The sequence below is a fragment of the Mesorhizobium sp. M4B.F.Ca.ET.058.02.1.1 genome (genome assembly GCF_003952505.1).
In the GTDB taxonomy this organism is placed as follows: domain Bacteria; phylum Pseudomonadota; class Alphaproteobacteria; order Rhizobiales; family Rhizobiaceae; genus Mesorhizobium.
The window spans coordinates 4,468,541-4,492,494 of record NZ_CP034450.1 but is presented as its reverse complement, the minus strand read 5'-3'; the positions used below and the strand labels follow the sequence as shown (position 1 = coordinate 4,492,494).

16 protein-coding genes, 3 pseudogenes and 1 riboswitch are annotated in these 23,954 nt (G+C 60.0%); of the genes and pseudogenes, 15 read left to right on the top strand and 4 right to left on the bottom strand.

The features are described 5' to 3' along the window. Positions 1-99: 99 nt before the first annotated feature. Entirely contained in the window at positions 100-789 is a 690-nt protein-coding gene (locus EJ073_RS32285; protein ID WP_245455308.1) for a hypothetical protein, read from the bottom strand. A 670-nt stretch (positions 790-1,459) separates the two neighbouring features. On the opposite strand from EJ073_RS32285, the gene EJ073_RS22005 reads away from it, so the two are divergent. From EJ073_RS22005 to EJ073_RS21995, 3 genes and pseudogenes are all read left to right on the top strand, one after another. Beyond that, positions 1,460-7,423, top strand: a complete 5,964-nt coding sequence (locus tag EJ073_RS22005) for a DUF3320 domain-containing protein (RefSeq protein ID WP_126057627.1) — start codon at positions 1,460-1,462, stop codon at positions 7,421-7,423. 13 nt (positions 7,424-7,436) lie between these two features. After that, entirely contained in the window at positions 7,437-8,561 is a 1,125-nt protein-coding gene (locus tag EJ073_RS22000; RefSeq protein WP_126057626.1) for a DNA repair exonuclease, read from the top strand. Further along, positions 8,558-11,190 (top strand): annotated as a pseudogene (locus EJ073_RS21995) (DNA-binding protein). Before EJ073_RS22000 ends, EJ073_RS21995 begins: the two are co-directional and overlap by 4 nt. Before the next feature lie 21 nt (positions 11,191-11,211). Here EJ073_RS21995 and EJ073_RS21990 read toward each other — a convergent pair. From EJ073_RS21990 to EJ073_RS32280, 3 genes and pseudogenes are all read right to left on the bottom strand, one after another. Next, positions 11,212-11,589: a DUF5615 family PIN-like protein gene (locus EJ073_RS21990; protein WP_126057625.1), complete on the bottom strand. Its 378-nt coding sequence runs from the start codon at positions 11,587-11,589 to the stop codon at positions 11,212-11,214. A 4-nt stretch (positions 11,590-11,593) separates the two neighbouring features. After that, entirely contained in the window at positions 11,594-12,244 is a 651-nt protein-coding gene (locus EJ073_RS21985; protein WP_126057624.1) for a DUF433 domain-containing protein, read from the bottom strand. Between the two features lie 532 nt (positions 12,245-12,776). Further along, a pseudogene (locus EJ073_RS32280) lies at positions 12,777-13,299 on the bottom strand (SMC-Scp complex subunit ScpB). Between the two features lie 138 nt (positions 13,300-13,437). On the opposite strand from EJ073_RS32280, the gene EJ073_RS21975 reads away from it, so the two are divergent. The 12 genes and pseudogenes from EJ073_RS21975 to EJ073_RS21915 all read left to right on the top strand — a co-directional run. Further along, positions 13,438-13,689, top strand: a complete 252-nt coding sequence (locus EJ073_RS21975) for a hypothetical protein (RefSeq protein ID WP_126057623.1) — start codon at positions 13,438-13,440, stop codon at positions 13,687-13,689. 516 nt (positions 13,690-14,205) lie between these two features. Continuing rightward, positions 14,206-14,658 carry a hypothetical protein gene (locus EJ073_RS32960; protein ID WP_348627213.1) on the top strand — a complete coding sequence of 151 codons (453 nt, stop codon included), beginning with the start codon at positions 14,206-14,208 and terminating at the stop codon, positions 14,656-14,658. Positions 14,659-15,320: 662 nt separating this feature from the next. Further along, entirely contained in the window at positions 15,321-15,548 is a 228-nt protein-coding gene (locus tag EJ073_RS21965; protein WP_245454713.1) for a hypothetical protein, read from the top strand. A 121-nt stretch (positions 15,549-15,669) separates the two neighbouring features. Next, positions 15,670-15,786, top strand: a riboswitch (TPP riboswitch). A gap of 103 nt (positions 15,787-15,889) precedes the next feature. Further along, positions 15,890-17,725: a phosphomethylpyrimidine synthase ThiC gene (gene thiC, locus EJ073_RS21960; protein ID WP_126057622.1), complete on the top strand. Its 1,836-nt coding sequence runs from the start codon at positions 15,890-15,892 to the stop codon at positions 17,723-17,725. Continuing rightward, positions 17,722-18,723 (top strand): glycine oxidase ThiO, encoded by a 1,002-nt coding sequence (thiO, locus tag EJ073_RS21955; protein ID WP_126057621.1) that lies wholly within the window; start codon positions 17,722-17,724, stop codon positions 18,721-18,723. Before thiC ends, thiO begins: the two co-directional genes overlap by 4 nt. Next, entirely contained in the window at positions 18,692-18,889 is a 198-nt protein-coding gene (thiS, locus tag EJ073_RS21950; RefSeq protein WP_126057620.1) for a sulfur carrier protein ThiS, read from the top strand. Before thiO ends, thiS begins: the two co-directional genes overlap by 32 nt. 1 nt (position 18,890) lies before the next feature. Next, complete coding sequence (locus EJ073_RS21945) at positions 18,891-19,664, top strand: thiazole synthase (protein WP_126057619.1); 774 nt, start codon at positions 18,891-18,893, stop codon at positions 19,662-19,664. Beyond that, positions 19,661-20,266: a thiamine phosphate synthase gene (locus EJ073_RS21940; protein WP_126057618.1), complete on the top strand. Its 606-nt coding sequence runs from the start codon at positions 19,661-19,663 to the stop codon at positions 20,264-20,266. Before EJ073_RS21945 ends, EJ073_RS21940 begins: the two co-directional genes overlap by 4 nt. Then, complete coding sequence (locus tag EJ073_RS21935) at positions 20,257-21,072, top strand: hydroxymethylpyrimidine/phosphomethylpyrimidine kinase (RefSeq protein WP_126057617.1); 816 nt, start codon at positions 20,257-20,259, stop codon at positions 21,070-21,072. Before EJ073_RS21940 ends, EJ073_RS21935 begins: the two co-directional genes overlap by 10 nt. A 627-nt stretch (positions 21,073-21,699) precedes the next feature. Beyond that, positions 21,700-21,924 (top strand): DUF982 domain-containing protein, encoded by a 225-nt coding sequence (locus EJ073_RS21925; protein WP_245454712.1) that lies wholly within the window; start codon positions 21,700-21,702, stop codon positions 21,922-21,924. A 531-nt stretch (positions 21,925-22,455) separates the two neighbouring features. After that, positions 22,456-23,088, top strand: a complete 633-nt coding sequence (locus EJ073_RS21920; RefSeq protein WP_126057616.1) for an Hsp20/alpha crystallin family protein — start codon at positions 22,456-22,458, stop codon at positions 23,086-23,088. A 29-nt stretch (positions 23,089-23,117) separates the two neighbouring features. After that, positions 23,118-23,900, top strand: a pseudogene (locus tag EJ073_RS21915) (sensor histidine kinase); the annotation flags it as partial. Between the last annotated feature and the right edge of the window lie 54 nt (positions 23,901-23,954).

The following is a 23,954-nucleotide window of genomic DNA, read 5'->3' as shown; positions in this document are numbered from 1 at the left end:
CGGCTGCGGAAGGCATCACGTCCTTTGACTTGATTTCGAGACGAGCCAGCAGCTTTACGACCGCGCCGGCAGCTGTGTACCCACTCGGCAATGGTGTCTTTAGGTTCTTTTCGATCGCTTTGATTTCTTCCCGGAAGTCGGCTTCGAGCTCGGTGCGGTGACGTCCATGGCTTTCGAGAAGCGCGATGGCTGCGGGCAGAAAACCGATACGGTTTTGCTTATCGACGTAGAGGCGAGCGTTCGCGGAGTCGAAAACGGAGATCCGTGCAATTGACGCGGGGGCAGCGTTCCGTCCTTCCAGGTTATGGGGGTCGGTTCCGTAGCACCCTCTTCGAGAAACCGGACAAGCACTTCGGCTGGCGGTTTGGTGCCGATCTCGAACACGTTGCCAAGAAGATCATCCGCCGTCAGACTACGGCAAAGCTTCTTCGCGATCCGGCAATAGCCGCTCTTTCCGCTTCCATTGTCGCCGTAGATAATGGTGATGCCATCGGTGGCGAAACGCAGTTGCTGCTCTTCGGCGAGGCGGTTCAAATGCTTGACGGGGCCGAGTGAGCAAAGCACCGCGCGCGGCTCGTTCGAACTGTTGGCCCTCAAATGCTCCGCCGAGAGCGGAGAGCATTCGGGCAGATCAGCGGTAAATCCACCGACGTGGCGGACCCGAGCTGTTACACCGGCCTTATCCTCCTGCTCGAGGTTGAAGCCCGGCCGCGCGGCGTGTCTTCTTAAGGCATCCCTAATCCAGTCGGGCTGCTTATCCGCCCATTCCAAAAGTCCAACCTCGGCCATTCCTGCCCCCCGAATCTTACCATCATTATACTTATTGATTAGTCCAGATTCGATGAATTCGCTTGTCTGGACAAATTTTCCTCGCGATCGCACATAGAGTGCTGGAGATGTACCCAATAAATGACCTCCCCCGCGCCGCTAGGTCAGCAAACAAATGCTTCAGCGATCAAACGTCTCCACAACGACATCAGCAATCAAAGGCATTGGACCGCGCGCACGAATTTAGGTAGCCGGCAACGCGTACGAGGAGATAGAGCTGGAAGTGCGTGCCTTTCGATAGTCTATGGGCGGAATTCGACCGCCTCACCGATAGGCCGATCGAGGTTCGCCGTCACTGTCGGGCTGGGTCCGAGTCCGCGATAGGCGCCACGACAGCGCTCGCGATAGGCGCGCAACGCTTGGTCCATGGCGCCCGGACCGCCACACATTTGCGGATGACGTCCTGCCCGTCTTGGGTTTCAGCAGCGTGCGCCGGCGCTCCGATTTCCGCGACTTTTGGATCCCCTCCAATCGTGACGACCGATTATCGCCTGTCTCCATTTCGACCGTTATCTGGGCGGTAACACTTTTAGAAATCTATGCTGCTGGACATAAGCGGCGACCATACCGAGAATTTACTTTCAAATTCTGGCGGCAAAGTTCTATCGTAAATGAAAATAGGGGATGGGGTATGGAAACGAGTTCGGAGACTGGCGATGCTGCCGGTATATCAGCCGCGCCCGTAATAGAAGTCGTGGCGGACATCGCCGCCAGCTTTACATATGCGTCCTTCCAAAATGCTATTCCGGTGATCCGGTCTATCGCGCTCAACAACCCGACCCAGCAGGGTTTCGAAAAATGCACTCTCGAGCTGACATCGAACCCCCCTTTTTTGCGCGCCAAAAGCTGGACAATTGATCGGATCGTTGCTGGCGACCGGCTTCCCTTAAGCGATCGAAAAATCGATCTCGACGCCGGCTATCTGGCCGGTCTCAACGAGGCTGAGCGCGGGGAGATAACGTTGCGCCTAACCTCAGGAGGCGCAGTGCTGGCCGAGCAGCGCGTTGCGGTGCGCCTGCTTGCCCGCGACGAATGGGGTGGCGTCGTCGATATGGCGCAATTGCTCGCCGCATTCGTCATGCCGAACGACCCGGCGATCGCAGGACTGCTGCGTTCCGCAGCGGAGCTGCTCGCAGCGCATGGTCATCCTTCCAGCCTCGATGGCTATCAAAGCGGCAATCCGCAACGCGCATTCATGCTGGCGGCCGCAATTTATTCGGCCATTGCTGGCCTATCGCTGCATTATGCAGAGCCACCTGCGAGCTTCGAAAGCCGCGGCCAAAAAATTCGACGTCCCTCAATTATTACGGCAGAAAAGCTGGCAACCTGTCTCGATACCAGTCTGTTATTCGCGTCCGCCCTGGAGGCGACGGGCTTGCATCCCGTCGTTTTGATGTTTCAGGGACACGCGGCCGTCGGCGTCTGGATGACACAAAGGACGCTCGCCAACGCCATTGAACCCGATGCCATGGAGGTCCGCAAGGCGCTGGCATCGCGCGAACTCATCGTGTTTGAGACGACAGGCGTGACGCATCGGCCGGCGATGACGTTGGAGGCTGCCCAACACGCAATCGAACAGCGGCTCGACGAAACGCAGGTAGCCACCTTTGTCGCAGCCATCGATATACGCCGCTCGCGCAGCGGCGGCATCACACCGCTTGCTTCGCACGAACCGACGCGCCGCAGCGTGGATGCAGAGGCGGCAACCGAAATCGCGTTGCCGTTGCCAGCCGCACCGGCCGTGGTAGCCCTGCCGGTCGAGATCGTCGAGGTAAAGCCGACGACAGCGGCCGGACGGATCGACCGCTGGCAGAAAAAGCTCCTCGATTTGACACTGCGGAACCGCCTGCTCAATTTTCCGGACTCCAAGAAGACAATTCCGTTTCTTTGTACTGACGTCGGCTACCTCGAGGACCGTCTGATGGCAGGCGCTTCGATCCGGCTGATTTCGCTCCCCGAACAGAATCCACTGGGCGAGCGGGATGCTGTCCTCTATCGCGAGGTGCACGGACGTGACCTCCAGCGTGGCTTTGCCGCGGAAGCGCTTCTGCGCGACGAGCTCCCGTCGACGCTCGATGGGCGTCAATTGGAATCCCGGCTGATCGATCTTTACCGGCAAGTGCGCAACGATTTTGCCGAGGGCGGCGCGAATACGCTCTTCCTGGCGGTCGGCTTCCTGCGCTGGAAGAAGAAGGCCGAGGACGAGCGCAGCTATCGCGCGCCATTGCTGCTCGTACCGGTCAAAATCGAGCGCCGCAGCGCAACATCGCATTTTACCTTGCGCTTCCATGAAGATGAACCGCGATTCAACGCAACCTTGTTGCAGTTTCTCGAACGCGACTTCGAGCTCAAACTGCCACAGTTTTCCGGTGAGCTGCCCGAGGACGAAAGCGGCGTTGATGTGCCGAGGCTGCTCGGTCTTATGCGCCAGGCAGTGCGCGACGTCCCCGGCATGGAGGTGGTGGACGAGACGGCGCTGTCGACCTTTTCCTTCGCCAAGTTTCTCATGTGGAAGGATCTGGTCGAGCGTACCGATGCGCTGCGCGAAAACCGTGTCGTGCGCCATCTGATCGACACGCCGGAGATAGCTTTCGAGGGCAATGGCGCATCATTCCGCGACGAGCGCGAACTCGACCGGCACTATGCCCCGTCCGACATGGTTTTGCTGCTGCCGGCCGACTCCTCACAGACCGCCGCAAGTCTTGCCGCCGCTGAGGGTCGCGATTTTGTCATCATCGGTCCTCCCGGCACTGGCAAGAGCCAGACCATTGCCAACATGATTGCCAACTGTCTTTCAGTTGGCAAAACCGTGCTGTTTGTGGCCGAGAAGACGGCGGCGCTCGATGTGGTGTATCGCCGCCTGCGCGAACATGGCCTGGGCGCGCATTGTCTCGAACTCCATTCCAGCAAGGCGGACCGACGCAACTTTCTCACCCAGCTCAGGATCAGCTGGGAAAGCGGCGTGCGCGTGGACGCAGCGGAGTGGATTGCGATCAACGAGCGGCTTCGCGTCCGTCGCGACGAACTGAATGCCTATGTCGAAGCGCTGCATCGGCACCATGTCAATGGTCTGACGCCTTATCTGGCGCTCGGCATCGCTCTCAAGAACAAGCGGCAGCACGCTCCGAGATTGTCCTGGCCATCGCGCGATTCCCATGACGAGGCAAACCGGCTGGCGCTGGAGCATATTGCCGCCGAAACAGGTCTCGCATTTCAGTCGGTGGAGATGCGGTCGGTCTTGCGTCTTATAGATGTCACCGAGTGGACGTCAGGCTGGCAGGACAATTTGCTCGAAGGGGCAAAGACCCTCAAGAATGCGTCCGAGGTTCTAGCGACCGCACTCGACGCCTTCCTGGTGAGCATCGGCCTGCGCGCCAAAGGCGACGCGTCAAAAGCGGAGCTCGAAGCGCTGCGAAAACTAGCAGCGGCACTCCAGGACAGTGCCGGCTATGACGTCAGCATTGTCTTTGATCGAGATTTCGCCCAGTTGCGGGGAGCCCTCGCCACTCTCAATGAGGCAATCGGAGACTATCGCAAGTCTCGCAAGGACCTGTCGGCCCGCTATGACGAGGCTGCCGTTGCGCGCATACGGGTGGAGGACATAGAGCAGCAATGGCAGCAGGCCGCTTCTGCATTCTGGCCAAACAGTCAGTTGGGCAAACGCAAAGTCCAGAAGCTGCTTCAAGGCTATGTCACAGAGGGGGTAGCCGATCCTCAGCACGACTTGCTGCTGTTGCGCCTGATGCAGGACCGCCGGGCCACTGTCGAAGCCAACATCCTATCTGGGAAGCCGATCGGATTTGCCGCACTTGATACCGACACCCACCGTATCGATCAGATACTCTCGATGGCCGAAAGGCTTCGACAGACGCTACGCCTGCCCGGCCTCGGCACGGAGGATTTCAAAGCGCTCCTGCAAGCAACCGCCCCGAGCCTGCGAAGCGGTGCAGCAGATAGCACGATGCGCTATGGGGCAGCCCGCTTCCTTGCGGCTTCTGCAGCATTCGAGGCTGCCAAGACCCAATTTGCGATCCCTGCTGGAAAGACGCCTTCTTGGGCAGAACATGATAACCCGCTGACCGAATTGACGACTGCGATGGGAGACTTGCTCGACGCCCGTCATCTTCTCCGGGACTGGACTTCGTGGTGCGGCATTCGTCGCAGGGCTGTCAGTCACAATCTGGGAGCGTTGGTCGACGATATCGAGGCGGGTCTAGTGCGACCAGCTGAAGCTCAATCCGCGTTCCGCCTGGCCTATGTACGCTGGTGGCTGCCGGCCACGCTGGATGCCGATCCGGTGCTGCGGAATTTCCGTCGCTTCCAGCACGAGCACGCCATCGAAGATTTCCGGGAAATCGACGATCTTGTCCGCGCTCAAGCAAGCCTTCGCGTCATCAGTGCCATCGCTCATGGTTTGCCGGCTGTGCAAGGCGTCCCGCGCAATTCCGAGTTGGGCCTGTTGCGCCATCAGATGGAATTGCAGCGGCCCAGCCGGTCAATCCGCGAGATGATTGGCGCGATGCCGACGAGCTTTGCCAAGCTCGCGCCGTGCATGCTGATGTCCCCTCTTTCAATCGCTCAATATCTACCGCCCGACCAAGCCCTGTTCGACGTGGTGATTTTCGACGAAGCATCGCAGATCACCACCTGGGACGCCGTCGGTGCCATCGCGCGAGCCCATCAAACCATAATCGTAGGCGATCCCAAGCAGTTGCCGCCCACCAATTTCTTTGGCCGCAACGAGGAGGACGAGGAAGTCGTCGAACACGAAAAGGATCTTGAGAGCATTCTCGACGAAGCCAAAGCGGCCGGCATCCCGGTACGTGACCTGCGCTGGCATTATCGTAGCCGCAATGAGTCGCTGATCGCCTTTTCCAACCATCACTACTATCAGAACCGGCTCATCACATTCCCTTCGCCAACGGTGGAAGATCGGGCAGTTCAGCTGCGAAAAATCACGACCGGCATCTATGACCGTGGCAAAAGCCGCACCAATCGAATCGAAGCCCAAGCGGTAACCGACGAGGCGGTCAGCAGGATGCGGCGTTGGCTGGCCCTACCGGAAAAGGACCGACCCACGCTCGGAGTCATCACTTTCAACGCGCAACAGCAGTCGCTCATCCTCGACCTTTTCGACAAGGCACGCCAGACAGAGCCGGAGCTTGAATGGTTCTTTGCCGACGAGCGTATTGAGCCCGCCATCGTCAAGAATCTGGAAAATGTCCAAGGGGACGAGCGTGACATAATCCTGTTTTCGATCACCTTTTCGCAAGATAATGCCGGCAAGCGCAGCATGGATTTCGGCGCGCTGAATCGGGACGGCGGCGAACGCCGGCTGAATGTCGCGGTGACGCGTGCGCGGCAGGAACTGATCGTATTTTCAGGTTTTGCCGCCGACCAGATCGACCCCAACCGAACCAAAGCGATCGGCGTACAGCATCTCAAAGCCTTTCTCGATTTTGCCGAACGCGGCGCTGTGGCATTGCCAGCGCAGGAACGCGGATCGGTCGGAGCCCTGGAATCCCCTTTCGAGGAGGCCGTCGCTGCCGAGCTTGAGAAGCGCGGATGGACCATCGTTCCTCAAGTCGGCATTTCGGGCTTTCGAGTGGATATAGGGATCCGGCATCCCGATCTCGCCGGCGCCTATCTGGCTGGGGTCGAATGCGACGGCGCGACCTATCACAGTTCTGCCACGGCGCGAGATCGAGACAAGGTCCGCGAGCAGGTCCTGCGCGGCCTCGGGTGGAACATTGTCCGGGTATGGTCAACCGATTGGTGGTTTGATCTCGAAGGTTGCACCGAGAGGCTTCATGCCAGCCTGGCCGCGCTGCTCGAGGAAAGCCGTCGCAAACAGGCTGAACAACAGGAAAGTGAAGCCGCGATCCATTGGGACATGGGACATAAGGTCGACCCCATGGACCCATTGCCAGCCGAAGACCTAGCATCGGCCGGCGAACCGGAACATCCGTCGATAAAATCAGAGCCAGAACTTGTCGCCGCTCCCCTCGCGACGGGAGAGCGCCCATCGGCATCTGCAGGAATTTTGCCTGCGGCCGCGCATTCGACGCATGATACCGTACCGACGGGCGGCCGTTATCGCCTGACTGATCTAACCGGATTTTCCACCAGCCCGGATCAGTTTTATGACTTCGTCTACCGAGGCACGCTGCGGTCCATGGTCGACGCGGTGATCGAGCAGGAAGGACCTCTGCGAGATGACGTCCTTGCGCAGCGCATCGCACGGGCGCATGGCTGGCTCAGAACGGGCAACAAGATTCGGGAGCGGATCGACCTGCATCTGCGCGAGTTCGATAGAACTGAAGAATCCAGCGGCAGCTTCCTATGGAAGAGAGGGACGGTGGTCGACCTGCTTGATTATCGCATGCCGTTCGATGCCGATGCCCGCCGGTCCATTGCCGACATTCCAATCGCCGAGCTGGCCGCTGTCGTCGTTGCGAACGAGGACATTCTGGAACAGTCCGACCCCGCTCTCGACCTTGCACGTCTGCTCGGTGTCGAGCGACTTGCGGCGATTTCACGCTCCCGGCTGGATGAAGCCATCGATCGCGCCCAGCGCAACCTGGCATCGACATAGTCTCGGAGACTCCATGTTTCGATTCATCCACAGCTCCGATCTTCATATCGGCAAGCGGTTCGGCAACATGCCAGAGGATCTGCGCGGGCGGCTCCGTGAAGCGCGCCATGGCGCGATCAGCCGGCTGGCAGAGCAGGCACGCGTCCATGGTGCATCCACCATACTTCTGGCCGGCGATACGTTCGATACCGAAACGCCCACTCCAGCGATGTTGCGGCAGGCCATGGCCGAGATGAGCCAGAGCGCGCCTCTGCGCTGGATATTGCTGCCTGGCAACCATGATTCCCTGTTGGCTGATCAATTGTGGAGTGCAGCGGACAGCGTTGTGCCGGACAATGTCCTGCTGGCGACGCGGCCCGAAACCCTGACCATTGGCGCGGACGTGGCGCTGCTGCCTGCACCTTGCACCACCCGCAGACCCGGTCGCGACCTTACCGAGTGGATGAACAGCGCCGCGACGCCGCAAGGCGCCATCCGGCTCGGCCTTGCTCATGGCGCTATTCAGAACTTTTCCGAAGATTCAGCAGCGTCCGATGTCATTGCACCAGATCGCGCGACTAAGGCCGGCCTCGATTATCTGGCACTTGGCGACTGGCACGGACCCGTCACCATCAATGAGCGCAGCCGTTATAGCGGTGCGCCCGAACCTGACCGTTTCAAGCATGATACACCCGGTCAGGCCCTTGTCGTTTCCATTGCCGGGCCTGGCGCCGTGCCCGAGATCGTGGCCGTTGAAACAGCTAGCTTTTCCTGGAAAACCGCTCCCCTGCATCTGCTGTCTGGCGACGACAGCGCCGCGGCATTTGAAGCGTTGCTTCCACCGGCTCATCTGCGGCGTCAGACTTTGCTGCGAATTGCCGCGTCTGGCCGGGTGCGGTTAAGTGGGCGAACGATCCTTCAAGCGGCGATCGCGGTAGCCGCGCCCGACTTCGCCTATCTGGAACTGGACGGGGACGGGCTCGCGACCGACTGCGAAAGTGGCGATTTGGATCGGATCGACCGCTCTGGTGCCCTTCGCGAGGCAGCGCAGGCACTGTTGGATGAAAGCAGCGACGAAACCCGGTCGGCTGTCGAACGCGACATATCGCGAGAAGCACTGGTTCGGTTGTTCAGCTATTGCGAGGCGATGGGATCATGAAACTTACGGCCCTTCGGCTCCACAACGTCAAACGGTTCGCCGGGCAAGGCGTCGCCATCGAAAACATCGGCGACGGCGTCAACGTGCTTTGCGCGGTCAATGAGTTCGGCAAATCAACCTTCTTCGAAGCGCTGCACGCACTCTTTTTCCAGCCTCACACGGGCACACCCGAAGGCGTGCGACTGTTGCGGCCTTACAGTGGGGGCAATCCGGTGGTGGAGGCCGACATCACCACTTCAGAAGGACGCTATCGACTTGCCAAGCAGTTTTATGGCGGCAGGCTGGCCAGCGTTATTGACCTCGACGGCGGGCGACTGTTGGCTCAAGCCGATGAGGCCGAAGCCTTTATCGGCAAACTAATCCATGGCGGAAGCGCAGGACCGGCAGGATTGCTCTGGGTTCGCCAAGGGGTCACCGGCATCGAAAGGCGCAGCAAAAGCGAGGAGGACGGCGAAAAACGCGTGCGCGAAAGCCTACTGTCCTCGGTTCAGGGGAAGTTGAAGCCCTGACCGGCGGGCGACGCATGGCCGAAATCGCCGCGGCATGTGAAGAAGAACTCTATAGCCTGGTTACGTCAACGCTGCGTCCCAAGAGCGGCGGTCTCTATGCGGCAGCGCTCGACGAGCGTGACAAGCTGGTGAAAGACGAGCAGCGTCTCAGCGCCGAAGTCACCGGTCTGCGCGATTCGCTCGACAAGCGGCGCATGGCGTTGGCGCGTCTGTCTGAGCTTGAAAACCCCGAAGAAGGCGCCACTCGGCGGGAAGCCATCTCGGCCGCGGAAGCCGCAGTCGAGGCCGCCAAATCGCACAGCGAAGCCTTGAAAGCCGCCGAGGCGGAAGCTGCCCTTGCCGCAATTCACCACGACGCGGCGCAGCAGGCCCTCGATAGTTTTCGGACCGCGCTCAAACGAGCCACGGATTTGCGCCAGCAGTCGACGATTGCGCAGCTTCGCCGCAGTGAGGTTCTCGATCGGCGCGCTTCTGCCATTGCCGAAAACGAACAAGCGATGGGCGAAGTTCAAGCAGCCGAACTGGAAGAGCGCGAAGCACGCGAATTGCTCGCGCGGCTGGATGCGACTCTTTTGGCGCGTGACGCTGCCGAACAACTGGCCGGCTCGGACAACCGGTTGAAACAAGCCGAAGTCGCCAGAACCCAGATCGAAGATGGAGAGGCAGCACTGGCGATGCTGGCGGTGCCGGAACAAGCTGTCGAGCAACTCCAGGCGCTCGAAATCGAGATCGCCAGCCTTCGTGCAGCTCACCTGGCAACCCTGCCGACGCTATGCATGGAATACCGGGACGGCGCCGCCGATTTGGTGACCATCGATGCCAAGCCCTTGCCCCATGCAGAAGACCAAAGCTTTGCTGGCACCGTACGCCTGGATATTGCCGGCATCGGAGCCTTGACCCTGCGATCGAATCGGCCGCAGCAGGCCGACCGGACCATCGAAGACGCCGAAGCGAAGCACCGCAGCCTGCTTGCGTCCCTCGGTGTCGATAGCCTCAGGACGGCACGCCAGCGCCTAGTGGAAGCGCGCGACAAAGCTACCGAACTGGGCTTGGCGCGTCAGCGACTTGCCGATCTCGCGCCCAAGGGGATACAGCAATTACACGAGGAGCTTGCTCGTCTGAGTGCCCTCGGGGCCGGGGACCTCGAACTCAAAGTCGATCCAGAACAGATCCGGCAACATCATGCCGCAGCCGAGCAGCGTGTGGCGACAACACGCAACAGCGTGCGCGAGGCCTTGCCTTTGCGCAGCCATGCCGACGAGGCTGTCATGGCTGCGGAGACGGCTTATGTCACCATCCAGGCGGAACTGACCAGCCTCGAGGTCATATTGGGACCCGATGCAGCGCGCGAGGAAAAGGGGCGCTTGCTGCTCACCGAGGCCACCGCACGACAAAAGCTGCGCGAAGCGGCCGAAATGCGCGCTGCTCCCCTGCGCGACGGCGCTCGCGATCTCACCAGCGCTGAAGCCGTTCTGCGCCGCGCCCGTTCGGTTCAGGATGCCGCCACACAGGAAGCAAGTCAGTTGCGTGTAACCCTGGCCGATCTCAATGGCCATATTCGCACTCGGTCCGACGACGCGGTGGAAGAAGCTTTGCGCGAGGCCACAGAAAAATTGGAAATCGCTGGAGAGCGAGCGAGACGCTTCGAATTCGAAAAAGCCGTCCTCGACCGGCTGCGCACGACGCTGGTCGCTGCGCGCTCGACGGCACGCGATCTTTATCTGAAGCCGGTCATGTCCGAGCTGCGACCGCTGCTTGGATTGCTATTCGATGACATCTCCATAGTGTTCGACGAGAACACACTGTTGCCACAGACCGTTCGCCGCAATGGTCAGGATGAGGATGTCGATAGGTTGAGTGGCGGCATGCGAGAACAGCTTTCGGTTCTGACACGTCTGGCCTTCGCCCGTTTGCTTGCCCGCGACGGCCGACCCACACCGGTTATCCTGGATGACGCTTTGGTTTATTCCGATGACGACCGCATCGAGCGCATGTTCGACGCTTTGCATCGTCAATCACACGATCAGCAGATTCTCGTTTTCTCCTGCCGCCAACGCGCGTTTGCAAAACTCGGCGGTAACATTTTGCAGATGAGCGACTGGCAACCGGGTCGGTCATAAGCGGAGATCGCGCAGCCTCAGCTAGGGCGACGGCAGATCGTATCGTGTTACGATTGCAATGCCGTTTTCGATCTCGATTTCGATAACTTCATTAATCAGGAATTCCTCTGGGCCAAGATCCTCGAGGAGAGCATCGAAGAGCTCTCTCTGTTTTTCAGGCCCGACCTGAGGGACGACGATAATCAGGCCGGCGTGAACCGGTTCTTTGGCATAGAGCTTCCTGAAGTCCTTAGCATTGTTGGTGACGAAGGTGAAATCCTCATCGATAATGAGCGGCATGAGGTCCCAGTCGGTTTCGCCGCTTAGCCCAAGCCAGTTGACGTGGTTTGCTTCATGTCCGCGTTCTTGGGCTACCGCAACCAGAGACGTGTGCAGGCACTCATCGATCAGAAACCTCACGAGGTCACACGCGTCTCGACCTGGCCGACGGACCTGGGTCGCCCTTCAAAACCACGCGCTTCGACGACTTTATTTTCACGCCCTGCTCGACCAGCTTCTTAGGCCGCCCACGAACCGGGTGCGCGGCGACCCACATTCTGGCGAGCTCAATCACGCGCGGCGTTAGCTTCGGATATCCCTCCAGAACCTCCGCTTCATCTGCGCCCTGCGCTAGCATCGTCGTGATCATACGAACAGGGATGCGGGTTCCTTTGAAGACAGGCTCTCCGCCCATCACCCCTTTAACGCGGCCGATGGCGGCCTCCGCTTCATCAAGATCCACGATGCGCGCTTTGAGCTGTTTACGTGCCTCGGCGACGTCGACGATCAGCAGGTCGTCGGCCCTTACGGTCTTGGCCCTTGGGGCAGCTTTGATTTCCTCGAACAGGCGGTAGCGACGATCAGCGGGCAATGTCGCACCCACGCCATACCAAAGCTTGAGCCGCAGCAAATCCTCGCCGGTCAATGCCCGTCGGACGACCCCACCGATGCGCCGAGCAGTGCTTGGCACAGTATCGACAATGCGTTTGTCGATCGCATTGTGCACGGCCTTGATTCCTATCCCGCTGACGGCGGCTGCCTCTGCGGGGGTGTAGATGCGAGCAAGTGTGCCCATTATTCTTCTCCTTATAAAGAATAATATAGGCCGTTTGACCCCCTCCGTAAAGGCACGCGTCTTTGGAATCACGGCGGTTAGCAAAGGCGGTGGTGAGCCGAGAGGCCTCACAAACCCTTGGGGCTCGAGATGGCAGACTCGGCGCAGTATAATTGCGCTAACTATCGAATTTGCAGTTGGCGACAAACGACACACGAGTTCGTCGCGGACTTTTAACTCTGCGAAGGCGCGTCTTCGAGCGCTTTGAAACCCTACACCCATCTGCAGGCCATCTGTATCAAGCTTTGGACCAAAACCGTTTCCATCGCTCACGAGCGTTCTCTCTGGGGTCTCAAGTGGGGCTTGCCCATGGCCACGAATTTTTGGGCGACAGCGGTGCAGAGGCCGCATACCGCTGCCTGCTTGACGTCGCTGACCGTGTCCATGTCCGAAATTTGCCTACAAATTTCGGACGCCCTTGGGCGCGCTAGATTCGCTATGGAAAGCTGGAAGCACTCGCAAGCCCGGTGGCCACAGCGTCTGCAGCGCCAAGCTATTCCTCCGTATCCAAACCCGCATCCTCATGGCCACTAGCCAACTCTGGCATAATTTCACCAGCAAGCAGCTCATCTCTGCTCAGCAGCCCGGCATCCTCGAGCGCCTCGCAGTCCGGGAGATCGCGAAGCGTGTCGAGGCCGAACTCGAGCAGGACGCTTTTGTCGTCACATAGGTGTAGGGAGCGCCGGGCGTCGGACTGCGCGGGTTCGACGCGATCAGGCCGGTGCCGCAGATGGCCGATCAGGTCGCGACTGATTACTTCCCGAAAACCGACGACAATTCGGCGCGGGTAATCGGCTGGAAGTGCCGATGCACATCAGCATCAGCACGTCCGACCACGTCAGGTCCACGGCACGCCCGCTGCTTCCGCAGGCGCGGATGGCATCGGCATAGGCCGGCCGTGTCAGGTGCTTCCAGCCGCCGGCGACAGCGACGAGGTCATAGGGCCGTCCGCGCAGCTCTCGGATGTCGTCGATGAGAAGGTCACGGGCGAGCTCGCGGGAGAGACTGCACCGCAAGCGCGTCCCGCGCGCGCGAACTGCTCGATCAACTGATCTCAGACGACGACGAATCTCGTCCAGATTCCAAAAGCGGTGGCCGCAGCGGCGCTTTGCGGGCTCGCGTTACCACAGATCGCAGAACTGTGATCTCGCCTTGTGCCCGAGACCGCAATCTGGGCTCGCGACGAAGCATATCGCTTGCGATCATCAAAGGACGCGTCGACGCCGTCGGTTGCCTTTTCCACCGCCGCCTCACACATCGTGTTGGGGCTGAAGAGCTACCTGCAAATCCTCGCAACGGGCGCGGCCGCATCCTTGATTTTACAAATTGACACGTCTTGGTTTTTAGAAAATGCCACGTGCGATGATGGCGCCAAAAAAAATGTCACGCGAGATGATCATGCCTGAGGTAAATGGTCCGCCAAAGTTGGGAAAGGTATACCGGTTGAATGGTGGATAGGTACGCCGGATAAAAAGGGCTTCGGGTTCCGGAAGACGAACTAATCGACGGATAGGCGCTGCTCGTGAGGGAAACTGCATGCGCATTACGGTTATGACCATCCAGGGATGTCGGATATGATCTTGAATAGTGACATTGCAGGCCAAAGAGCGGCCGAGAAGCTAGCAGAGGGCCTGAAATCGCAGGGCAAGCAGCAATACGAAGAAAGGTCGAGGGAACGCGAACGAGATGTGTCTCGTTAGGTCGCACGTTGCACCAGGGGTGCGTCGGAAGGCACTCCGCCGTGTCCTGAAGAGGTAGCCTGCACTTGAGAATAGCCACGGTGGTACCTTATTTTCGGCTGTGAAGCACACGAGACCCGCGACGTGAGACCCAGTTGCTCAATACCCAGTTGCTGGGTGAGCGTGCATGACTGCCAACGGAAGGTCTTGCACGCACCCTCGCGATCTTGAGCAATGGTCGCCATGACTTTCTTCTTGCAGGCTTTTGAGTGGCCCAGCCTGCAATCACCAGACCCCACCGACTCTAAAGAGCGTGGCAGACGGGATAGTCGAGGTTGCCCGGCACAATTACGCTCAAGGCTTGCGCCGCCCAGAGGACACGCTGAAAAGGCAGCATGGGCGCGCAAGCACGCCATTCACGAGAGGTTCGACATGAAGACTATGCAAGAAAAAGACATTCCGGCATTCGTGCAAGCAGTTGTGGAGGCCGGCTGCAACATTTGCGCGATTGGCAACTTGGGATATGTCTTTGGCGATGCTGATTTGACGCCGGCGCAACGGAGGTCCGTCGAGCCACAGCTGCGCAGGATTGCTGAGATCTACGGCGAACGCGATCATCTCATGGACGAGATAGCTGTATATCTGCGGTCGATCGGACGCCATGTCGAGGTTGAGCCGAAGACAGGTGTTTCCTGATGGCCGCGATCGATCGCGTTCCGTAGTCGCCATTTCTATTGGGTAACGAGCAGCCGTCTTCCAACCTCTGAAACAAAAAAGAGGTGACCCCCAAAGGCCGCTCTCGAGACCGCAAGTCTGAGCCGCTAACGCATTGCGATAACCAGGCTGTCCGAACTGGGCGTCGATGCCTTCCTCGACCAGGTCGCGGTAGGCGGCGATCTCATCTACCGCATGCATAGCCAAGCCAGAGAAGTTTTCGGCAGCGGAATTCTCGGTCGCTTCCCCTTTTATGACTAGAGGGTGCGGCCGATCCGGCCGCGACGATCTCGCAGGGATTGCCATATACGGCAACACGAACACCGGCGGATCAATACTCGGATAATGGCGGCCGGCTATGTAGCGATCGATCGCGCACCAACATATCAATGCAATAGCTTAGTTGCTTTCAAAGGCGGGTCTCTACGAACTGCAAGCAAGCTAAACGATTGCGTCAACTCTTCCTCGCAGAGCGAAAACTCCGCGCCCACGCGATTTCTCTGCTGGAACAGCGGCACATCCTCAGCGCCAGGACACGGCCGCCGCCGTCGGGTTTTACGAAGCCGGTGATTGCATAAGTTGCCCGCAAGATATCATTGGTATCGGGAACGCCGCCGATGCCGCATCCTGAATAGAGCGGCCGCTTGCACCTGCCAGCCCGACGACCAGATCATATCTGCAACTCCATCTACCTGGACGTGGTGCAAATCACCTCGCTGAAGCCGCAAATCGTCGCCTTCGACCAGGATAACCACATCCGTGACCGCCTGAGCTACTCGGTCGATCTCGACGCACATGGCCGATACAGTTTTTCCATCCTTCACGAAGCGAATGAGACTTTGGCCATTCCAGCCCTGGTCTACGGGGCGTGACTTGTCCCCGATGCATGCGCGAGCTCTCCGCTCGGCCGGCCGCCGGACGTCGCCACCGGCCGAAGGCGCCCGAAGGCGCCCGAAGGCGCTTGACAAAGCAGCACCGGCCCATTCAACTTGAGGCATTCACCAGGGGAGTCCCGGTAAGGGGCTGAGATACTGCTGGCTTTCGCGGCGCAGTGACCCGTTGAACCTGATCCAGTTCATACTGGCGTAGGGACGGTGCAAGCGCTTTGCGGGAGTTTACGCCCGAGGTCCTGCTGCAGCAGGTCTACAGAAGCGTCTTTTCATCCTTCCGGCACAGAACTGGGTCTCCAATGCATGAGCAAAGGAGCCTCACGATGAATGCCCTCACCCCCGCCGTGTCGACGGGACCACTGCCCGCCTCGCGGAAAATCCACAAGCCCGGCGTCCTCTACCCGCAGATCAGGGTGCCGATGCGCGAGATTTCCGTCCATCCGACGGCCGGCGAACCGCCCGTCACCGTCTACGATCCGTCCGGCCCCTACACCGATCCATCAGTCCAAACCAGCATCGAAAAAGGCCTTGCCCGGCTTCGCCACGAATGGGTCACGGCGCGTTGCGATGTCGAAGCCTATGACGGCCGCCACGTCCGGCCGGAAGACAATGGATTCGCCACCGGCGAGCGCCTGACACCGGAATTTCCGATACGCAATCGGCCGCTCAAGGCCAAGCAGGGCAAGGCGGTGACCCAACTTGCCTATGCGCGCGCCGGCATCATCACGCCAGAAATGGAGTTCGTAGCCATCCGCGAGAATCTCGGCCGCGAGGTGATGCGCGGCAAGCTGCAACGCGACGGCGAAGCCTTCGGCGCGGCGATCCCAGATTTCGTCACACCCGAATTCGTGCGCGACGAGGTGGCGCGCGGACGCGCAATCATTCCCGCCAACATCAATCATCCCGAGAGCGAACCGATGATCATCGGGCGAAATTTCCTGGTGAAGATCAACGCCAACATCGGTAACTCGGCTGCCACATCGTCGATGGCCGAAGAGGTCGAAAAGATGGTGTGGGCGATCCGCTGGGGCGCCGATACGGTGATGGACCTGTCGACCGGCCGCAACATCCACAACATCCGCGACTGGATCGTGCGCAATGCACCGGTGCCGATCGGCACGGTGCCGCTCTATCAGGCGCTCGAAAAGGTCGGCGGCATCGCCGAGGACCTCAACTGGGAGGTCTATCGCGACACGCTGATCGAGCAGGCCGAGCAAGGCGTCGACTATTTCACCATCCACGCCGGCGTGCGGCTGCACTACATACCGCTGACCGTCGACCGGGTCACGGGCATCGTCTCGCGCGGCGGCTCGATCATGGCCAAATGGTGCCTGCACCATCACCGGGAGAGCTTCCTCTACGAGCATTTCGAGGAGATCTGCGACATCGCCAGAGCCTATGACGTTTCCTTCTCGCTCGGCGACGGCCTTCGTCCCGGTTCAATCGCCGATGCGAACGACGCGGCGCAATTCGCCGAACTGGAAACACTTGGAGAACTCACCAAGATTGCCTGGGCAAAGGACTGCCAGGTGATGATCGAAGGCCCGGGCCATGTCCCCATGCACAAGATCAGGCAGAACATGGACAAGCAGCTCGCAGTGTGCGGTGAGGCGCCGTTCTACACGTTGGGGCCGCTGACGACCGACATCGCGCCGGGCTATGACCACATCACCTCAGGGATAGGTGCCGCCATGATAGGCTGGTTCGGCACCGCAATGCTTTGCTACGTCACGCCGAAAGAGCATCTCGGCCTTCCCGACCGCAACGACGTCAAGATTGGGGTGATCACTTACAAGATAGCCGCCCATGCAGCCGATCTGGCGAAGGGCCATCCGGCAGCGAAAACCAGGGATGATGCCCTTTCGCGCGCGCGCTTCGAGTTCCGCTGGGAGGACCAGTTCAACCTGTCGCTCGACCCCGAAACCGCACGGTCCTTCCACGACCAGACCTTGCCCAAGGAGGCGCACAAGCTGGCACATTTCTGTTCGATGTGCGGGCCGAAATTCTGCTCCATGCGCATTTCCCACGACATCCGTGCCGAGGCTCAGAAGGAAGGCATGGCGGCAATGGCGGCAAAATACCGGGAGGGCGGCGATCTCTACATGCCGGCGGACGAGACTGGCGTACCGGTCGTGCCGGAGGCTCCCAAACCATCATGAGGGTGCTCGTCAAAGGGGCCGGCGTTGCCGGCCTCACCGTCGCTTTCGAACTCGCCGCCCGCGGCGCGACGGTCACAGTCGCCGAGATGCGGCATGGCCTTGGCGGCAACGCGTCGTGGTTCGCCGGCGGCATGCTGGCGCCATGGTGCGAGCGCGAAAGCGCGGAGCAGCCGGTGCTGGATCTCGGACGCGACGCTGCCGACTGGTGGGATGCGGTGCTGTCGGGTCAGGTGACACGGGCCGGGACATTGGTCGTGGCCGCGCCGCGTGATGCCGGTGAGCTTGACCGGTTCGCCAGTCGCACGTCAGGGCATAGGCGCGTCGATGAAAACGAAATTGCGCTCCTGGAACCCGACCTCGCCGGCCGCTTCCGGCGTGGATTGCTCTTCCCCAACGAGGCTCACCTCGACCCACGCCAGGCGATGGCGGCACTTCATGACAACCTTGCGACCATGGGTGTCAAATTCCACTTCGGCTGCGACGCCCGGCCTGTTTCGGGTTTCGCCCGTCAGATAGACTGCATGGGAATGGCAGCGGCCGATGACAGGCTGCGCGGTGTTCGCGGCGAAATGCTGATCCTTCGCACGCCTGATGTCTCGCTGTCGCGGCCGGTCCGTTTGCTTCATCCACGCTTTCCGCTTTATGCCGTGCCGCGCACCGATCACCGTTTCATGATCGGAGCGACGATGATTGAAAGCCAGAGCGCCGGACCGGTGACGGCGCGTTCCATGATGGAGCTGCTGGGCGCCGCCCATGCCCTCCATCCGGCCTTTGGTGAGGCCGAGATCGTTGAAACCGGTGTGGGTGTCCGTCCGGCATTTCCCGACAATTTGCCACGCGTCGAAACAGACGGTGAGATCATCGCGATCAACGGTCTTTATCGTCACGGTTTTCTCCTCGCCCCCGCCATGGCGCGCCAGGCTGCCGGCCTGGTTTTCAGTCAAGACAGAACCAAGGAGCATGCTCATGAAACTGATGGTCAACGGCGAGGCGCGTGAGATTGCCGCCACCACGCTGGCCGAGTTGCTTGCCGCGCTCGACTATGAGGGCGATTGGCTCGCCACCGCCGTCAACGGCGACCTCGTGCACAAAGCCAACCGCACGGAGTTCCAGTTGAGCGACGGCGACCGGATCGAAATCCTCTCGCCCATGCAGGGCGGCTAGCATGTTGGAGCTTTATGGAACCGAGCTTTCGTCGCGCCTGCTTCTCGGCACCGCTCAATATCCTTCGCCGGCCATCCTTGCCGATGCAGTCAAGGCGTCGGGCACGTCGGTGGTGACCGTCTCGTTGCGGCGTGAGATGGCGGGCGGTAGAGCCGGCGAACAATTCTGGTCGTTGATCCGCTCGCTGGGCGCCAGAATCCTGCCCAATACCGCCGGCTGCCTCTCCGTCAAGGAAGCCGTCACCACCGCGAAAATGGCGCGCGAGGTCTTCGGCACCAACTGGATCAAGCTCGAAGTGATCGGCAATCACGACACGCTACAGCCGGATGTGTTCGGTCTGGTTGAAGCCGCCCGCATCCTGTGCGAGGACGGCTTTGCGGTATTCCCCTATACCACCGACGATCTCGTTGTCGCCGAGCGGCTGCTGGAAACGGGCTGCAAGGTCCTGATGCCGTGGTGCGCACCGATCGGTTCCGCCTTGGGACCGGTCAACATGACGGCGCTGCGCTCGATGCGCGGATATTTCCCTGGCGTCCCGCTGATTGTGGATGCGGGGCTCGGACGGCCGTCGCACGCGGCCACCGTCATGGAACTCGGCTTTGACGCCGTGCTCCTGAACACAGCGGTCGCCAAGGCGGCATATCCGGTCGGCATGGCGCGTGCTTTCGGTAAGGCGGTCGACGCCGGTCGTGAGGCGTTCAGTTCGGGAATGCTCGAACCGCGCGACGTCGCCGTGCCATCGACACCGATGGTCGGCAGGGCCGTTTTTTCATGAAGCTCGATCCCTTTTATCTGATCGTCGACAGCGCTGCCTGGATCGAACGGCTGGTCCCACTCGGAGTCCGGCTTCTGCAACTGCGCATCAAGACCGTGGATGAGGCTGGGTTGCGCGCGGAGATCCGCACCGCGAAGGCCTTGTGTGCTCGATACCAGTGCCAACTCATCGTCAACGACCACTGGCGCCTGGCAATCGAGGAAGGCTGCGACTTCATACATCTCGGCCAGGAGGATTTGCAGACCGCTGACCTCTTGGCGATACGGGCAGCCGGCGTAAGGCTCGGACTGAGCACACATGATCATCAGGAGCTGGAAACGGCGATGGCCGCCGAGCCTGACTACATAGCGCTTGGACCCATCTATCCGACCATCCTGAAGAAGATGAAATGGGCGCCGCAAGGGGTCGAACGGATCAGCGAATGGAAGCGCCAGGTCGCGCCGTTTCAATTGGTCGCCATTGGTGGCCTCAACCCTGAGCGGCTCGACGGTGTCTTTGCGGCTGGCGCGGACAGCGCGGCGGTGGTGACCGACATCACGCTCAACGACGACCCCGAGGCGCGCACGCGAGAATGGATCGAAAAGACGGACCAATGGCGCTGAGGCGAGAACCACATGTGCTTGTCGTCGGTGGATCGGACTCCAGTGGCGGTGCTGGAATTGCACGCGATATCGAGACGATCTCTGCCATTGGCGTGCGCACCTGTCTCGCCGTCACAGCGCTAACGGTGCAAACGCATGACGCCGTGATCGAAATCTATTATTCGCCACCTAGCCTGGTGGCCAATCAGATGTGCGCCGCGCTGCAGGCCAACGACGTGGCCACAATCAAGATCGGCATGCTGGCGACTGCCAAGATCATTGTTGCCGTTGCCGCAGTGCTGCGCAAATTTCCGCATGTCCCCGCAGTACTCGACCCTGTGCTGGCCTCCACCTCAGGCCGCGCACTTCTGCAAGCAGGCGCTATCGCTGCCATGAAGCGCGATCTTATGCCGCTTTGCTGCATTGTCACGCCCAACCTCCCTGAACTGGCGCTCCTTAGTGGCTCCGAACTGGCAGTGGATGAGGACGGAGCGCTCCAACAAGGAAAAAGACTGCTGGCCGCCGGCCCTCAAGCCCTGCTGATCAAGGGTGGGCATGCGTCGGGAACCCGGTCGACCGATATTCTGTTACGCTCCGGGCACGAACCCATCCGCTTCGATGCACCGCGCCTTGCCACATCGATGCGCGGGACAGGTTGCATGCTGGCCAGCGCGATTGCGGCGCATCTGGCGAAGCCGAAGCCGCTCGAAGACAGCGTGCGCGAAGGCAAGCTGTTTGTCTTGGAGAGGCTTCAGAAATGCCGGCTGAATAACCACAGCGTTCTGCGTCCAGCCAAGCAGACCCATTTTCCAGAATTTTTCCCGTAGCGAGACTAGAGAAGGGGCTACTGCTTCTCTATGCCATCCTCACAACGCGTTGAGTTTCTCACTGCCAATTATGCGACTTTCGAGGTGCAAATAGCGAATATCGAGTTCTTAGTGACAGAAACGACCGGAATTGGTTGCGTGGATCACCAGGTCGCTACCGATTGGGTCAGCGACTCAATAGAACGTCACATCTCTGTCCACACTCGAGCTTATTTGCCGCAAACGCGTCGAGCCCCGCGTCAATCGGTCTTATAATAGTATCCGGGGCAGCTCCAAAGCTGTGGCATCGGCTACCCGCCGGCCGTGGCGCTTGCTGTTCGAGCGTCGGACGCCGCCTGCCATTGAACATCTGATGGGCTATTGGGTGGCGGCGACACACTCATCCAGGTGCAACTGGCTTTTTCAACTCGGGAACCAGCAGAAGCCTTCGCTGCGTCGCAACATTTGGATTATGTCGTACAGCCCGATCTTCCAGAGAAAACAAGACCTAACGTTCGAAACCTGTCACGCAACCAACCACCGAATGAAAGATCCAGCGTGCGATCGCAGGGAGGTAAGAATAACCGGTCTGGCTTTCCTATCGCCGGTCCAGGTTAAGACCAACGACGTCGTCACGACATCAACACAGTGCGCGAAGCGCTCGTATTCCTGAATCAGTGGCCAAAAGCGCGTCGGGGACCGGTATTCAGTTGCGCGGTGAGAAGCAGCAACGCAGCGATCGCCGGACAGATGACACCCGAGCAGGCGCGGCAAGCATTGTGGGATTTGCCAGGATTGCCGGCGTGCTGGCCAAATCTGATTTCGTCGTTGGTGGCGACTGATTTAAAGCTGCAGGAAGATCACCGCCGGTAACGCGTTGGCCCGCTGCTCGCCAAGACGGAAAGAACGCCGCCTTGTGAGTTCCAATAATGGGCGATGCGGGAATTGCACATGTCTGTGCCCATCTGTCCGGCCGAAATGCAAATGGCGTCACTGGCGAAGGTCAGCGAACGCGGCACGCAGGGCTGGATTCTTTTGACTTGCGGCAAGCCGACATAGGTGCTGGCTTGATGTCTCGGTCACTGCGACGTGTCATGCCGATTCATTCGTCAGCTACCATGACGATGCGGCGCGTCGCCTGCGATCAGTTGATCGAACCGCGGTGCAATTCGGGACGCTTCGTCGATCCCGACAGTTGCGCAAAGGGAAGCCAAATCAGCGACTAGAGGCAACGTGGCTACGGATTCGAAGGGACCCCGCTGTTGCCGAAGAGGTGACTGGTGGAATGTCAAAGATCACCTCGTGAAAGGCCATTTGGGGCCACCTAATGATAAAGCCGGATGCCGCTATCGGGTCCTGGCACGGGAATGACGGTCCGGCCCTACGGTGGATCGAGTTCGGTTCATGTCGCTTCGCAAGGAGGATGTGTTCCGGCGTCTGCCCGAACCCCTCTTTCTCGCATTCTGCGAGGTTGCGCGATCGGGCCGCTCGGTCTCTGTGCTGATCGCCCCTCCTGTTGCCATCGATCGATTCCGCTTCCGGTGCGCACGCACGTGTCGCGCGTGGCAATCATGCAAGGTCGTGAATCATAGGAGGATGTACATGCTTTTGTCGGATTTCGGCCGCATCGGGTTCGATCCGTTTGTGGAAATGCGGCGCATGCAACAGGAAGTAAACCAGCGTTTGGCCGGGCTGACCGCCAGCGCCGCTCAGGAGTTTCCGCCGATCAATCTTTGGACTGGCGAGGACAGCGTGGCGGTGGCCGCGGAACTGCCGGGGATATCACCTGACGAAATCGGCCTCACGGTGCGCGAGAACATTCTGACATTGAAGGGAACGCGCGAGCCTCGAACGGAGGACGAGAAATCCGTCTGGCACCGCCGTGAGCGCGCCTATGGGACCTTCTCCCGGACAGTGCAATTGCCATTCCGCGTCGACCCGGAACGGGTCGAGGCGCGTTTCGCCAACGGGCTGCTCGAAGTCGAGTTGCACCGGCCGGAGGCGGATCGGCCGAAGAAGATCCAGATCAAGGGATAGAGGGAGGCAAGCATGGCTCAGGAACGCGGATCGGCCGTCGCACCATGCTGCTCAATGCCCGCAAGGTGCTTTACGACCATAGTTCGGCCATCACCATCCTTCTCGCCTTCAATGACATAACGGCCCGTCGTATCATCGAGCGGGAGAAGGAAGAACTGCTCGGTCGCACCGAAGACCTGCTTCGGCAGAAAGACGTCCTGCTGCGCGAGATGGAGCATCGGGTTGCCAACAGCCTGCAGATCATTGCCTCGATCCTGTTGCTGAAGGCACGCTCGGTGACGTCGGAAGAGACGCGCCAGCATCTCAAGGACGCCCATCAGCGCGTTCTGTCCGTGGCCGAGGTGCAACGCCATCTCCACACCTCCGCCGGCGTCGACGAGATCGATGTCGGCTCTTACCTACCGAAATTGTGCAGCAGCCTCGCCTCGTCGATGGTCGGCGAAGCCCAGCCGATCACGGTCACCGTAATGGCCGAAGGCGGCAGGATAGATTCGCAAAGGGCAGTCAGTCTGGGACTAATTGTCACCGAACTCGTGCTCAACGCCATCAAATATGCTTTCCCCAAGAAGAGAACCGGCGCTCGCATCCAGGTGAGCTACGAGACCGCGGGCAGTGACTGGAAACTGACGGTTTCGGACAATGGCGTCGGCAAGATCGCCAACGACGTACCGGCTACCGGACTTGGAACAGCCATCGTCGAAGCACTGGTGAAACAACTGGAGGCCAGGGTGGAGATTATCAGCGATATTGACGGCACCAGCGTGTCGGTCACCCGGGCGACGTTCACCTCGCGCGTGCCGCGAGCGGCGTAAAAACCGTTACTACGATGCTGCCTTCCGGACATCGCCTGATGTCCAGGGGATCTT